Genomic DNA, 13,909 nt, shown 5'->3' with positions numbered 1-13,909 from the left:
TCCGCTCGGCCATGCACAATGGCGCGATGGCCGGGCATGGCGACACGTTGTGGACGATCGGACACTCGACCCGCGACTGGGACGTGTTCCTGGCGATGCTGCGCGAGGCCGGGATCGAAGTGCTGGCGGACGTACGCCGCTTCGCCGGTTCGCGGCGGCACCCGCAATTCTCGGGAGCGACGATGGCCGAAGCGCTGCCAGCGGCAGGCATCGCCTATCTGCCGTTGCCGGAACTGGGCGGGCGCCGTCCGCCGCGCCCGGATTCGCCGAACACGGCCTGGCGCAACGCCAGCTTCCGCGGCTACGCCGATTACATGGATACGGACGACTATCGTTCGGCGCGCGACCGGCTTATGGGCACTGCCCGTGCACGCCGCACTGCGGTCATGTGCGCTGAGGCGGTGTGGTGGCAGTGCCACCGCAGCCTGATCGCCGACGACTTCAAGGCGCACGGCTGGCAAGTCGCGCACCTGCTGGCGCCCGGGCGAAATGAGCCGCATCCGTACACCTCGGCGGCGCGCATCATCGATGGGCGACTCGACTATTCCCTGCCCGGGAACGGGCAGGGGGCGCTGTTCTGACTCAAGAGGACGTTGTGGCGCATGCACCACAACGACTTCGTCAATATTTCACCGTGATTTCCAGGCCGTAGGTGCGCGGCTCGCTGACCATCGCGCCGACCACGCCGAGCACGTCCTTGCCATAGGTGTTGAGACCGGTGACGTAGCGGTTGTCGAACACGTTGTTGCCGTACACCGCCCAGCCCCAGTGCCCGCGCGCCGACGTCCAGCCCACGCGCAGGTCGGTGCGTTCCTGCGCCTCGCCCAGGTCGAGTGCGGCGCTGACGCTGCAATCGCCCTGCAATTCGGAACCATCGTTGCAGCGGCGTTTCGCACGATAGGCGTGCCGCGCCGACAGGCGCAGGTCGCCGCCGTTGTCGCCGAGGTGGAAGACATAGTTCGCACCGAGCGATGCCGACAGGTTCGGCTCGCCAGTGGGCTGTCCGTCGAGGTTCACGCCTTCGGGAGTCGTGTACTTCTTGTAGGTGGAGTCGATCCATTCGGCCTGTACGTCGAAGCCGAACGCGTCGGTCACCTGCCAGCGGGCATCGAAATCCACGCCCCAGGCTTCAAGATCGCCGGTGTCGATCACGAAGCGCGGAATGTCGTTGGGATTGGTCGGGTCCGGGTCGATCAGGCGCACCGACTGGCGATTGTCGTAGTTGTAGTAGAACAACGACGCGTTGTACGCGAAGCGATTGGCGAAGGACTGCTTGATGCCGCCCTCGAAGTTCCAGACGTCCTCGTTGTCGAAGGACGGGCCGATCTGCAGCGCGTTGTAACCGCCGGCCTTGTAACCCTTGGCCAGCGAGGCAAAGACCATGCCCTTGTCGCTGAAGTGGTAATCGACGACAAAGCGCGGGCTGAAGTCGCTCCAGCTCTTGCGGGCGGAGTTGGTGACACCCTTGTTGGCCACCGCGGGCGGATCGATGAAGGCGATATCGAAAATGAACATCTCCTTCGGCACGCCGACGGCGTCGAAGAAGCCCAGGGCCTCCAGCGCATCGAGCGATGCATCCAGCCCCGGCGCGGTGCGCGGGTTGTTGAGCCAGCTGAACTCCTTCTCGTCGCGGGTGTAGCGCAGGCCCACGGTGACGTTGAGTTTGTCCGTGGCGTGCCAGATCACGTCGCCGAAGGCCGCGTAGGCGGTGGTGCCGAGCGTGTTCTGGAAGCGTTCGTTCCAGCTGTGCCCAAGCAATGACACCGGGATGCCGAAGGATTGCGCGACCTGGGTGAAGAAGCCATACAGACTGCCATCAGGCGTCGGCGCAATGCCGAGGTTGCGGACGATGTTGTCGACGGTGTCGGTGTTGGTGTTGACCTCGCTGGTCTGTTCGGCATCCTCCTTGAAGTAGCTGACGCCGGCCACCCAGTCCACGCTTGCATTGCTGCCGCCGAACTTGAACTCCTGGTAGAAGCTCTCGTTGCCCTCGGTGTTGGTCGAATCGATGTAGAGGTCGGCGCGGTTGGTGCCGTCTTCCTCGACCTGGTTGAGCGAGTCGTACTGCCGCCACGAAGTCGTCGAGGTCAGGTTGCCCCAGGCGAAGGAGTGATCGACGATCAGCGACACGCCGTCGAACGTGCGCCATTCCGCGCTGGTCTCCGCATCGCTGAACGTGCTTGCGTCGCGCGGATCGAAATAATCGCGCGGATTCGCTGGCGCCGGCGGACGTGCCGGCGCGGGCGGCAGCGGCACGATGCCGGTGGTGACGCGGCCGTTCTGATCGAGGCTCTCGTGGTCCCAGCTCAGGTAGGCGGTGGTGTTGTCGCCCATGCGTACCTGCCAGGCGGCGCGCGTGGCCCACGTGTTTTCGCCGCCGAGATCCGCGCCGGTGGCGCCATCCTGGACCCAGCCGTCGCTGTGGTTGATCAGCGCGTTGAGGCGGAAGGCCGAGTTGTCGCCGGTCGGGATGTTCCACATCGCTTCCGCGTACTGCTTGCCATAGTTGCCGATGCGCAGCTTGGCGCGCGCTTCCACATGATCCTGCTGCGGACGACGGGTGATCAACGAGATCGCGCCGGCGGCGGTGTTGCGGCCGAACAGCGTGCCCTGCGGCCCCTTCAGCACTTCGATGCGTTCGACGTCGATGAAGGGCAGCAGCACGCCACCACCGCGGCCGCCGTACACGCCATCGACGAAGATGCCGACGGCTGGATCGGTACCGATGCCGAAATCGTCGGTCTCGATGCCGCGCAACTTGATCGAGGGTTGCGTCGGCTGCACGCCGTTCACCACCAGGCCGGGGACGAACGAGTCGATGTCGCTGAGGTCTTCGGCGGCCACGTCGTCGAGCATCTGTTCGTCGAGAACCTGCAGCGCGATCGGCACGTCCTGGAGTTCCTGCTCGCGGCTTTGTGCCGTGACGACGATGGTGTCGAGGCTCGCCGCTTTCTGCTGCGGCGTTTCACTGGCGGCGGGTGCGTCCTGAGCGAGTGCCTGCGGCGCGGCCATGAGCGCGGCGCAACCGGACAAGGCGAGGGACAGCGAAACGGCGAGTCGGTTCTTACGTGGCGACATCAGGACACCCCCAAGGTTTCCGTAGTGAAGCGATGATGATTCCGAAGCCGCTTTGCGACCTCGGCTTTCATTCCCGTGATGCGACTGCGGCATTGCTGCAATTCCCCAGCCAGGCCGCGATCCAGTCGCGGATCAGGGCGACGCCTTCCTCATGCACGGTAGCGCGGCCGACCTCGGGCATCATCGCGCCGGGGTCGAGGCTATCCATGCGATAGACGAGGATCGAATCGTTCGGCCGGCCCGGCACGATGTCGAACATGTGATCGCCGGTCCCCTGGCCCGCCGCCACCGGCGGTTTGCACAGGCCGAGGCGGATGGGATCGCGCGTCGGCGCGTCGAGCCAGAGACCGGAAGTGTCGGCCGGGCCCTTCGCGCTGTGGCAGTGGCCGCAATTGACGTCGAGGTAGGCACGGGCGCGGTCTTCGACGGATGCATGGGCGTCGTCGAAACGCGCATTGCGGGGGATGTCCGATGCGGGCAGTCCGTCGAGGCGCCCCAGCTTCGCCATCCGCGCAAGTTGGTTCTCGCGCGGATGCCAGGGGTCGTCGCGATTGAGATGGCGCGCGCGCAGGCCGATCGGCTGGATCGCACGCGTGCTGTTGTCGGTGGCGTGGCAGCCGGCGCACTGGTTCACGTCGGGGACTTGATAGCCGATCGACTGCGCATCGCCTCCCGGCTCGCGCAGCTCCAGCGGCACGATGTCGCCCGCGCGCGCCAGCGTGGCTTCGGTCTGTTCGGCGTTCCAGACATATGGCAAGGCAATCCAGCCTTCCTTGCGGCGCACCAGCAGCCGGGTTTCGATCAGGCGCATCTTGCCCAGGTCCAGGCCTTCGCGACTCTCGCCGGATTGCTCGGCGACGCGCAACACCGCGTCGCTACCTTCGGCACGCGGGTAATAGAAGGTTTTGCTGATGATGGTGCCGACTGGGAAGTCGAAGGCTTCGTCGCGCGCGTATTGCGCTTTCGTTCCCGGTGGCAGCCAGAGCGTGCGCAGCTTGTGCGCGTAATCGCTGAACAGCGCGGTGTTGAGTGCGTACGGCTCGACGCCGGTGTTGAGGCGCAAACGTTTCCCGTCCGCGCTCACGACGTGCCAGTCGCTCAGTTTCGCTGGCTGGCCCTGCGCATGGAACTGGACTCCGGCCGGCGCAGTGCGTACGCAACCGCAAACCATCAGCGCCGCCAGCAACACCGCGCAGCCAGGAAACACCCCTCGCTTCATGCCGATGGTGCCTTTCCTTCATTGCCGTCGCCAGGCAGCGCGATCGCAGGCAAGCGCGGCAACGTGCAGCGCATGCGAGCGCCCATCAGGGCCGGGTTCTTGTACTTGTTCGGTCCATCGGCGTTGAGCACGCCGGACGCACCGTCGATGCAGATCTGCGGACCCAGCGCGCGCTTGTTGTTCGCGTAGCCGTCCCACAACACGTCGGGCAGACGGCCGTTCAACCCGAACATCGCCACTTTCAGCGCCTTCAGGTCGAACCCGTCCGGCGAATCGCCGCCGCCCTTGAAGCGGTTGCCGTGCACGTACACCTCTTCCGGGTACGGGTCGTAATCCTTCGACACGCCATATTTGTTCATGTAACCGGTGGACCAGTAACTCGACACGATCACGTTGGCGGTCTTGTTGCCACTGATGTCGTTGTCGAAGATCTCGACTTTGTCGGCGGAGTTGAGCACCACGCCCGAGCCTGCCGGCACGCTCGCCACCGCTGCACCCTTGCGTGCGAAGTTGTCGGTGTTGTTCTCGTTCACCTGGTTCTTGAACACGCGCGTGCTGTGGCCACGCCGCGGCAGGTTGGGCATGTCGAAGACGAGGATGCCGCCGGTGTTGTGCGTGGCGATGTTCTCGTACACGTCGGCATTGGTGCTGTTTTCGATCTCGATGCCGGCGACGTTGCGCTCCACCCGGTTGCGGCGAACGATGATGTTGTCCGACTGGCCGACATACAGGCCGGCATCGGACGCGCCGATGACCACGCAATCCTCGATCAGCACGTTCCTGGTCTGCACCGGATACAGGCCGTAGGCGCCGTTGTCCGTGTGCGGGCCGCGGGTCCATTCCACGCGCACGCCGCGGATGGTGATGTTCTCGCCTTCGTTGACCTTGAGGCCGTCGCCCTTGCTGTCCTCGATCGCGAGGTGCTCGATGGTGAAGTTGCCCGCGTTGACCAGCAGGCCCTCGGCGCCGCTTTTCTGGCCCTTGAAGCTGAGTACGGTCTTGTCCATGCCGGCGCCGCGCAGCGTCACGCCGTCCACGCGCAGGTTGAGGCTGCGGTCGAAGGCATAGACGCCGGCGGGGATGTCGATCACGTCGCCAGCCTTGGCATCGAGCAGTCGCTCGATCAGCACCTTCTGGTAGTCGTGGTCGACCGTGCGATGGGCTGCGTCCTGTCGCTGGCAACCGGCCAGCACGGCTGCCATGGCGACGCCGAGCATGGCTGTCTTCACTGCGTTCGGCCTCATCCGTACTCCGCCTTGACCCTGGAATGTTCACAAGTCTGTAACGAAACCCGCGCCTGGTTGGAGGGCAAAGGCGGCATACTCTGGGGGGCAAAACGGACAAGCGACGGTTGCGCATGCAGGATCAGGACACCATCAGTCTCGACATCGCCGCACTGGACACTGCCGCGCTCGACCCGCGCCTGAGCCAGGCCAATATCAAGAGCACCATCGTGGCAGGCCTGGTCGCGATGGCCCGCGAGCAGGGGGTGGCCTGCGACGCCTGGTTCGTCGGCCTGCGACTGGGACCAGCACAGTTTTCCGCCGATGCGCTGCCCTATCTGTCCTACCGCCAGGCCGCCCTGATCATCCGTCGCGCCCTGCGCAGCCTTCCGGGCAGCGGCCATGGCCTGGTGCTGGGCACGGGGCAGGATATCGGCAGCTTCGGCCTGCTAGGCCTCGCCATGCTGACGGCGCCGGATTTCGCGCAGGCGCTGCGCTGGGGCATCCACTACGCGCCAATCACCGGCGCGATGATGGAGCTCGCGCTGGAAGAGGACCGCGAGTCCGTCGCAGTGATCGCGCGCATGCGCGACCACGATCCCGATTTGGAGCCCTTCCTGTGCGAGGAATTGTTCGTCAGCTCGCTCGAACTGTGCCGCGGCCTGCTCGGCCCGGAGTTCCGGCCGCAACGCCTCGAACTGGCCTACGCCGCACCCGACTACGCCAGCGACTACGCCGCGGCGTTCAGTTGCGACGTGCGCTTCGGTTGCGCGCGCAACCGCGTACTGCTCGATTCCCGGTGGCTGGCGTCCACGATGCCCGCGCACAACGCGGCGAGCGCGCAACAGATCATCGCGTTGTGCGAGGCACAGATGCCGGGCACCCGCGCCAGCAGCGAAGTGGTCGCCGTGGTCGAGCGGTTGCTGCGCCAGCGCCTGGCCGACAACCCGCGGCTGGTCGACATCGCTGCCGAGCTGCACCTCACCGAACGCACCCTGCGCCGGCAGATGCAGGCCGCGCAGACCAGTTTCACCGCGCTCCACGATCGCGTGCGCAGCGAAGCGGCGCGCAGGCTCCTCGTCGATCCGCGCACGAGCATCGCGCAGGTCGGCATCGCCGTTGGATTCAAGGATGCGCGCGAATTCCGCCGCGCGTTCAAGCGCTGGACGGGTGTCGCACCGCGTGCGTTGCGGTCGGGACGGGGCGGGGCGGCTAGCGCCTAGCAGGCGGTTCCAACCGCAACAACTTGCCGTCGTCCGCATCCGTCAGCACATAGACATTGCCATCGCTGCCGACGCGCACATCGCGGATGCGTTCGCCGAGGTCGGTCAACAGGCGTTCTTCACCGACGATGCGGTCGCCTTCCAAGCGCAGACGGATGAGATTGCTTTCGGCGAGCGAACCGAGGAACAGGCTGTCGTTCCAGGGCGTGCCAGGACGGCCTGTATAGAACGCCATGCCACTGAGGCCGGGCGATTTCGCCCAGAAGTGGTGCGGTTGTTCCATGCCGGGCGCGGAAGTACCGACGGATTCGGAAATCTTGATGCCGGAATAGTCGATGCCGTGGGTAATGATCGGCCAGCCGTAGTTCTTGCCGGGCTGCGGCAGGTTGATCTCGTCGCCGCCGCGGGGACCGTGTTCGCTTTCCCAGAGCTTGCCGGTGCGCGGATCGAATGCGAGGCCCTGCATGTTGCGATGGCCATAGCTCCAGATCTCGGGACGCGCGTCCTTGCGGCCGACGAAGGGGTTGTCGCGCGGCACGCGACCGTCGAGATGCAGCCGCACCAGCTTGCCTTGCAGCATGTCGAGCTTCTGCGCGGTCGGACGATCGTTGCGTTCGCCCTGGCTGATGAAGATGTGGCCGGCCTTGTCGAAGGCGAAGCGCGAGCCGAAATGATTGCCGCCGCCGAGCTTCGGTTGTTGCCGGTAGATCACGCTGACAGCGCTGAGCGCGCCATCGCCGAGGGTGGCGCGTGCGACCGCGGTACCGGCGGTGTCGTCGTCGCCAGCTTCCGAATAGCTGAGGTAGATGCGCCTGGATGTCGCGAAGTCGGGTGCAAGTGCGACATCGAGCAAGCCGCCTTGGCCGTGAGCCCACACCGCAGGCACGCCGGCGATGGGGGCCGACAATGCGCCATTTGCGCCGACATGGCGCAGGCGGCCGGGACGTTCGGTGACCAGGAACCCACCATCGGGCAGCAGCGCCACGGACCAGGGATGGTCGAGGCCGGTGGCGATCTCGGTGATGCGGAAGTCGCCTTTGTCGCTGCCGGACGACTGCGCTGGCGCAGCGGTGCCGGTTGCGGTGGCGTCGGTCGATCCGTTCGCCGGCGACTGGCAGGCGACAAGGGCCAGGAGGGGGATTGCGAGCGAGATGCGGAACATGAAGATCTCCTTCAGCGATAACCGGCGGCTTGCAGTTCGAACAGTTCAGCGTAACGCCCGCCTTGTGCGAGCAGTTGTTCATGCGTGCCCGAGGCTTCCAGCCGGCCTTCGGCCAGGACAAGGATACGATCAGCCATGCGTACGCTCGAGAAGCGATGCGAGATCAGCACGGCGGTCTTGCCTTCGGACAGTTCCTTGAAGCGCTGGAATACCTCGAACTCCGCGCGCGCATCCAGTGCCGCGGTCGGTTCGTCGAGGATCATCACCTGTGCATCGCGCATGTAGGCGCGGGCGATCGCGATCTTCTGCCACTGGCCACCGGACAGGTCGACACCATCCTTGAAACGCCGGCCGATGACCTGTTTGTAACCGCGTGGCAGGCCGGCGACGACTTCGTCGGCCATCGAACGTCGCGCCGCTTCGCGAATCCGCACTTCGTCCTGCATCGCGTCGATCTGGCCGACGCCGATGTTCTCGCCGGCGGTGAGGTGGTAACGCACGAAGTCCTGGAAGATCACGCCGATGTTGGCGCGCAGGTCGTCGAGGTTGTATTCGCGCAGGTCACGGCCGTCGAGCAGGATGCGGCCTTCGTCCGGTTCGTACAGTCGTGCCAGCAGCTTTACCAGGGTGGTTTTGCCGGCCCCGTTTTCGCCGACGAGGGCAAGCACTTCGCCGGCGTGGAGTTCGAAGTTGAGGCCGCGCAGCGCCCATTTCTCCGCATCCGGATAGCGGAAACCGACGTTGTCGAACGTGAAGCCCTTGCGGATCGGTTGCGGCACCGGCATTGCATCGGGTTTCGATGCGATCTCCGGCACGATCTCGAAGAACGAGTACAGGTCGTCGAGGTAGAGCGCCTGTCCGGCGACTTGCGAGAACCCGATCAACAGGCTTTCCAGTAGCTGCCGCAGACGGCGGAAGCTGCCGGCGAGGAAGGTCAGGTCGCCGATGCTGAAGTCGCCTTTGACCGTGCGCCATGCGATGTAGGCGTAGGCAACGTAGTAGCCGAGCGTGCCCAGCGCGGCGAGCAGCGTGCCCCAGAACGCGCGCCGCCCTGCGAGTGCGCGGTTGGCGGCGTAGAACTTGTCGGACAGTTGGCGGAAACGGGTGATGAAGAAGCGGTTGAGGTTGAAGATCTTGACCTCTTTCGCCGTCTCCACGCTGGCGCCCATCTGCCGCAGGTATTCGAGTTGGCGCCGCTCCGGTGTCCATTGGAAATTGAGCGAATAGTTGAGCGCGTTGAAATGCGCCTCGCCGACGAAGGCGGGGATCAGCGCCACGGCCAGCAGCACCATCAGCCACGGTGCGTAGATCAGCAGCCCGGCGGCGAAGCCGACGACGGTGATCGCGTCCTGCGCCTGGCCGAACAACTGGCTCATCAGATTCATCCGCCCCATGGTCTGGCGGCGGGCGCGGTCGAGTTTGTCCTGAAGGTCCGGGTCTTCGAAGTCCTCGAGGTCGAGCGTGGCGGCGTGCTCCATCAGGCGCACGCTGGTGGCGTTGGTGAACAGTTCCGACAGCAGCGCGTCGGCGTAACTCACCAGGCGACCGAGCAGGTCGGACAGGATGGCGAGGGCGAATTCAATCGCAAGCAGGATCAGCAGGTGGTTCAACTGGCCGCTGCGCCAGGCTTCGCCCAAGGTCTCGAACACGAGGCCGAGTGAGACCAGCCTCACCGCTTCGTCGATGATCAGCTTGCCGATGTACAGCGTGATGATCGGCAGGAGTGCGCGGATCAGGCGCAGGCCGAGACTGGCGAACGTCAGGGGTTTGCTCGTCGCCCAGATTTCGCGCAGGAACGGCGGGATGTTGCGCAGGGCGCTGACCCGTTCGCGCAGGCTGGGATTGCTGCGCTTGCCGGAGTCGGGAGTAGGGCTGGTTGCTGCGGGGACTGGGCCGGGCATCCGCGGATGATGCCCGGGTTGGATCAGTAACGGGTGAAACGCCGGCAGCGCTTGCCGGCGTCACATCATTCGAGGATCAGTTCGGCATCGCCGGAGAAGGTTTCGATGCGGATCTCGCCGTTGCCGCTACCGTAGCGATGTTCGAGGCTGGAGCCGGGGCCGTACTTCGGCTTTTCAACTTGCGCACCAGGGGCGCTGATGTCGCCGCTGAAGCTTTCGGCCGACACCCGCGCCGACAGCGATTTCGGCAGTCGCAGTTGCACTTCGCCACTGACCGATTCGGCCTTGAAGGTACCGCCATCGGCGAGCGCGATTTGCGCCTCGGCGTCGCCGGAGACCGTGGAGGTGGAGACGCGATGGAGGCGCTGGCCCTTGCTGTCGATCAGGACGGTGCCAGACACACTTTCTGTATGCACTTCGCCATTGAGACGGCCCCTTAGCCGGATGTCGCCACTGACGGTCTCGACGCTGACGTCGGCGCTGTTGAGCGTGAGGTCCAGCTCGCCGCTGACGCTGTCGATGCTGGTTTGCTTCGGCGCGCCTGCGACGGCGACATCACCGCTGACGCTGTCGATGTCCAGTTCGCTCCCTGCGGTGCCGACGACGTCGACTTCGGCCGAGACCGATTCGATCTCGAGATCGGCGAATTGCGGCACGTTCAACAACAACTCGGTGGGTTCGCTCTTGTTGTCGCTGCCCCAGCCGGTGCGCTTCGGGTACTGCACGCGCACCACCAGGTGCTGGCGATCGCCCTCGATGACAAGTTTTTCCACGCCCTGGCCCAGGCTGCCGCTGATGTGGACTTCCTGTTTGTCCCAGACGCGCACCTGGATGCGGCCCTTGAGATTCTCGATCTCGACCTTGCCGCGTGCATCGAGCGGGCGAGTCTGGTTGATCGGCGTGGCGGCCCACGCCGCAGGTGCAGCGAAGCAGGCCAGGAGGGACAGGGTGAGCAGGCGACGGGTCATGGCGGTTCTCCGGTGAATCTATGTTGCGAGTTAGGTCAGCACCAGACGCTGGGTCAGCGCGAGGCGGCGGGCATAGGTGCGTTGCAGGCGTTCGAGCAGGAAGCGCGCATCGGGAGCGCGGGTCAGTGCCGTACGGATCTGGGCGGCGCTGCGATCGAGTTCGCGCAGGGCAGGGGTGGCTTTGTTGGCAGCAGTGCTGTCGAGTTCGTGCAAAGCGGCCTGGTATTCGCGGGTCATTGCATCGGCTTCCTGCGCGAGCAGGGCTGATGTGGGATCGGCCGCGCCTTGTTGCACCGGACGCAACTGCCAGACCACGCCGATGGCGAGTGCCAGCACGGCCGCGGTCGCCAACGGTGCGAAGCGGCGCCAGGCAGGTTGCGATGGCGCATTCCGCACTTGCGGCATGGTGGCGATGCGTTGCGCGATGGCCGGCCACAGATCGTGCTGCGGCTGTTCTTCGCGACGCAGGCCGCGCAGCGACCAGCGCAGGGTGTCCGGCATGTCGTTGTCGTGGTCGTGAGTGTTCATGCGTGACCTCCTAGGCGCGTGCGCAACAACCCACGCGCACGATGCAATTGTGCTTTCGAACTACCGACCGCCATGCCGAGTTCGGTGGCGATCTCTTCGTGTTTCCACCCTTCGACGTCGTGCAGTACCAGAACCGCGCGTGCCCGGGGCGGCAATGTCGCCACGGCGCGCTCGAGATCCATCGTCAGCGCGGTGACATGCCCGGCGGAATCGATACTGCCGATGCCGTCGAGCGCATCTTCGTCATCGCTGGCCTGCGGCCGGCTTCGGCGCGAGCGCAGTTCCATCAATGCCGTATTGACCGCCAGCCGGTGCAGCCAGGTGCTGAAGGCGCTTTCGAAGCGATACGCAGGCAACGCCTGCCAGGCACGGACGAAGGCTTCCTGGGTCAGGTCCTCCGCGCGGGCACCATGGCCCCCGACCAGTCGCGCAATGACGCCATGCACGCGGCCGCTATGGCGACGGTACAAGGCCTCGAATGCGGCGACATCGCCAGTCGAAGCCGAACGCGCGAGTACGCGGTCGGCATCCTCGGCGGGCGGACTCGGCGTCTCGGTCGGGGTCCAGTTGGTCACGGCGGCGGTCAGCATAACCAGTCCGATGCGCTCCCGAGGCGCAGGGTTTAAGCCGCGGGCCAGGCGCCGGCCGGCTCGCCGGGAATCAGTGACCTGCGCCGGTGGTGGCGTGGCATGATCGATCGCCGCATCCACCGTCGCCACCTATGTCCCTGCCACGCGCCGACCTCGACTTCATGCTGCACGACTGGCTCGATATCGACAGCCTCGTGCAACGTCCCCAGTACGCGCATCTCGACCGCGACAGCATGGATGCCATGCTCGACGCGGCGCTCGAACTGGCCGAGCACATGTTCGCGCCGCACGCCGCCAAGGCCGATGCCAACGAGCCGCACGTCGTCGATGGCAAGGTGGTGCTGATTTCTGAAATCGCGGCTGCGTTGGCGGCCTATCGCGAGGCAGGATTCTTCGGCCAGATGGCGCCGCTGAAAGAAGGCGGCCTGGCGCTGCCGTATACGCTGGCCTGCGCGATCGGCGGCAGCTTCAGCGCAGCGAATCCCAGCACCAACGGCTATCCATTCCTGACCCAGGCCGCAGCCGACCTGGTCCGCGCGTTCGGCAGCGACGAGCAGCGCGCACGTTTCCTGCCGCCGATGGTCGAGGGCCGTTGGTTCGGCACGATGTGCCTGTCCGAACCACATGCCGGCTCCAGCGTTGGCGATATCCGCACCAGCGCGACGCCGCAGACCGATGGCAGTTATCAACTGCGCGGCACGAAGATGTGGATTTCCGGCGGCGACCACGAACTGTCGGACAACATCGTCCACCTCGTCCTGGCGAAGATTCCCGGCGGTCCGCCCGGCACCAAGGGCATTTCGCTTTTCATCGTGCCGCGTCGCCATGTGACTGCGGACGGGCAGGTCGGCGAGCGCAACGGCATCGAACTGGCCGGCCTCAATCACAAGCTGGGTTTCCGCGGTACCACCAATTGCCTGCTCAACCTGGGCGAGCACGCGCCTTGCGTTGGGTATCTGATCGGTGAGCCGCACCAGGGCATGCGGCAGATGTTCCACATGATGAACGAGGCGCGCATCGGCGTCGGCATCGGCGCCGCGGTCATCGGTTACGCGGGCTATCAGGCCGCGCTGGCGTATGCGCGCGAGCGCACGCAAGGACGCGCACCGAGCCAGAACGACCCGAGCTTGCCGATGCGCCCGATCATCGAGCACGCGGACGTTCGCCGCATGCTGCTCAAGTCGAAGGCGCAGGTCGAGGGCGCGCTGGCCTTGTGCCTGTACGCCGCACGCTTGACCGACGAGTTGCACAGTGGCGACGAAGTCGCGGCGCGCGAGGCCAAGAGTCTGCTCGACCTGCTTACGCCGATCGTCAAGGCGTGGCCTTCGATCTATGCGCTGGAAGCCAACGATCTTGCGATCCAGGTGCTCGGCGGCGCGGGTTACACGCGCGATTTCCCAGTCGAGCGCATGTGGCGCGACAACCGACTCAATCCCATCCACGAAGGCACAACTGCGATTCAAGGATTGGACTTGCTTGGGCGGAAGATTCTTGCCGATCAAGGCCGCGCGTTGGGCCTGCTGTCGCAACGTATCGAACAAACCTTGCAACGTGCCGCGGCCGATCCCGAGCTGGCGCCGCTGGCGCAACAGGTTGGCGCTTGGTTGCCGGAGATCGCGAACAGCGTGCAAGCCGTGGCTGGTATCGCCGGCAAGGGTGATCTCGACGCGGCACTGGCCAACGCGACTTTGTTCCTCGACGCCTTCGGTCACGTGGTCATCGCCTGGCTGTGGCTGGAGCAGGCCCTCGTCGCCGGCCGTCGCCTCGACGAGGCGAACCTGCCGGAAAGCACACGCGATTTCCTGCGTGGGAAGCGCCTCGCGGCGCGTTACTTCATCGAGTGGGAGCTGCCAACCAAGCGCCATGCGCTAAAACTGGTGGCCCGCGGCGATCGTCTCGTGCTCGACAGCGACGCGAGCCTGCTGTAGGGCGGGCCTTGACCCGCCATCGCGCATTGACGTGCCGCGACAATCATCACATGGTGCGGCGGGTCAAGACCCGCCCTACGTTAGAATTG

The 13,909-nt window shown here is 65.4% G+C and carries 11 protein-coding genes; 3 read left to right on the top strand and 8 right to left on the bottom strand.

From position 1 onward, the window contains the following. The first annotated feature begins 26 nt into the window (after positions 1-26). On the top strand, positions 27-581 hold the full coding sequence (locus MO486_RS01025; protein WP_242903834.1) for a DUF488 domain-containing protein: 555 nt from the start codon (positions 27-29) through the stop codon (positions 579-581). Between the two features lie 40 nt (positions 582-621). On the opposite strand, the gene MO486_RS01020 is transcribed toward MO486_RS01025, so the two are convergent. The 3 genes from MO486_RS01020 to MO486_RS01010 form a co-directional block, all read right to left on the bottom strand. Further along, positions 622-3,078, bottom strand: coding sequence for a TonB-dependent receptor (locus tag MO486_RS01020; RefSeq protein ID WP_242903832.1), 2,457 nt, complete (start codon positions 3,076-3,078; stop codon positions 622-624). Between the two features lie 67 nt (positions 3,079-3,145). Continuing rightward, the gene (locus tag MO486_RS01015) at positions 3,146-4,297 is read right to left on the bottom strand and encodes an SO2930 family diheme c-type cytochrome (protein ID WP_242903830.1); all 1,152 of its coding nucleotides are present in this window, start codon (positions 4,295-4,297) and stop codon (positions 3,146-3,148) included. Then, positions 4,294-5,541 carry a parallel beta-helix domain-containing protein gene (locus MO486_RS01010; RefSeq protein ID WP_242903828.1) on the bottom strand — a complete coding sequence of 416 codons (1,248 nt, stop codon included), beginning with the start codon at positions 5,539-5,541 and terminating at the stop codon, positions 4,294-4,296. Before MO486_RS01010 ends, MO486_RS01015 begins: the two co-directional genes overlap by 4 nt. A 113-nt stretch (positions 5,542-5,654) precedes the next feature. Here MO486_RS01010 and MO486_RS01005 point away from each other — a divergent pair, with 113 nt between their 5' ends. Continuing rightward, positions 5,655-6,743: an AraC family transcriptional regulator gene (locus MO486_RS01005; RefSeq protein ID WP_242903826.1), complete on the top strand. Its 1,089-nt coding sequence runs from the start codon at positions 5,655-5,657 to the stop codon at positions 6,741-6,743. Here the strand turns inward: MO486_RS01005 and MO486_RS01000 are convergent. The 5 genes from MO486_RS01000 to MO486_RS00980 form a co-directional block, all read right to left on the bottom strand. Then, a complete protein-coding gene (locus tag MO486_RS01000; protein WP_242903824.1) occupies positions 6,733-7,905 on the bottom strand; it encodes a PQQ-dependent sugar dehydrogenase in 1,173 nt (390 codons plus the stop codon). The two genes, MO486_RS01005 and MO486_RS01000, sit on opposite strands and share 11 nt — an antisense overlap. 11 nt (positions 7,906-7,916) lie before the next feature. Next, positions 7,917-9,806: an ABC transporter ATP-binding protein gene (locus tag MO486_RS00995; protein ID WP_242903822.1), complete on the bottom strand. Its 1,890-nt coding sequence runs from the start codon at positions 9,804-9,806 to the stop codon at positions 7,917-7,919. A gap of 65 nt (positions 9,807-9,871) precedes the next feature. Beyond that, the gene (locus MO486_RS00990; RefSeq protein WP_242903820.1) at positions 9,872-10,774 is read right to left on the bottom strand and encodes a DUF4097 family beta strand repeat-containing protein; all 903 of its coding nucleotides are present in this window, start codon (positions 10,772-10,774) and stop codon (positions 9,872-9,874) included. 30 nt (positions 10,775-10,804) lie between these two features. Next, positions 10,805-11,302: a hypothetical protein gene (locus MO486_RS00985; RefSeq protein ID WP_242903818.1), complete on the bottom strand. Its 498-nt coding sequence runs from the start codon at positions 11,300-11,302 to the stop codon at positions 10,805-10,807. Next, on the bottom strand, positions 11,299-11,892 hold the full coding sequence (locus MO486_RS00980; RefSeq protein ID WP_242903816.1) for a sigma-70 family RNA polymerase sigma factor: 594 nt from the start codon (positions 11,890-11,892) through the stop codon (positions 11,299-11,301). The genes MO486_RS00985 and MO486_RS00980 overlap by 4 nt, the downstream gene beginning before the upstream one ends. Positions 11,893-12,023: 131 nt before the next feature. On the opposite strand from MO486_RS00980, the gene MO486_RS00975 reads away from it, so the two are divergent. Further along, a complete protein-coding gene (locus tag MO486_RS00975; protein WP_242903814.1) occupies positions 12,024-13,820 on the top strand; it encodes an acyl-CoA dehydrogenase in 1,797 nt (598 codons plus the stop codon). The last annotated feature ends 89 nt before the right edge of the window (positions 13,821-13,909 follow it).

The sequence above is a fragment of the Lysobacter sp. CFH 32150 genome (assembly GCF_022758295.1).
GTDB lineage: Bacteria > Pseudomonadota > Gammaproteobacteria > Xanthomonadales > Xanthomonadaceae > CFH-32150.
This window is presented reverse-complemented; position numbering and strand designations above follow the sequence as displayed.

Excerpts from the sequence above, each read along its gene's own strand:
- MO486_RS01025 (WP_242903834.1), top strand. The coding sequence starts at position 27 with ATGGCCGGGCATGGCGACACGTTGTGGACGATCGGACACTCGACCCGC.
- MO486_RS01020 (WP_242903832.1), bottom strand. The coding sequence starts at position 3,078 with ATGTCGCCACGTAAGAACCGACTCGCCGTTTCGCTGTCCCTCGCCTTG.
- MO486_RS01015 (WP_242903830.1), bottom strand. The coding sequence starts at position 4,297 with ATGAAGCGAGGGGTGTTTCCTGGCTGCGCGGTGTTGCTGGCGGCGCTG.
- MO486_RS01010 (WP_242903828.1), bottom strand. The coding sequence starts at position 5,541 with ATGAGGCCGAACGCAGTGAAGACAGCCATGCTCGGCGTCGCCATGGCA.
- MO486_RS01005 (WP_242903826.1), top strand. The coding sequence starts at position 5,655 with ATGCAGGATCAGGACACCATCAGTCTCGACATCGCCGCACTGGACACT.
- MO486_RS01000 (WP_242903824.1), bottom strand. The coding sequence starts at position 7,905 with ATGTTCCGCATCTCGCTCGCAATCCCCCTCCTGGCCCTTGTCGCCTGC.
- MO486_RS00995 (WP_242903822.1), bottom strand. The coding sequence starts at position 9,806 with ATGCCCGGCCCAGTCCCCGCAGCAACCAGCCCTACTCCCGACTCCGGC.
- MO486_RS00990 (WP_242903820.1), bottom strand. The coding sequence starts at position 10,774 with ATGACCCGTCGCCTGCTCACCCTGTCCCTCCTGGCCTGCTTCGCTGCA.
- MO486_RS00985 (WP_242903818.1), bottom strand. The coding sequence starts at position 11,302 with ATGAACACTCACGACCACGACAACGACATGCCGGACACCCTGCGCTGG.
- MO486_RS00980 (WP_242903816.1), bottom strand. The coding sequence starts at position 11,892 with ATGCTGACCGCCGCCGTGACCAACTGGACCCCGACCGAGACGCCGAGT.
- MO486_RS00975 (WP_242903814.1), top strand. The coding sequence starts at position 12,024 with ATGTCCCTGCCACGCGCCGACCTCGACTTCATGCTGCACGACTGGCTC.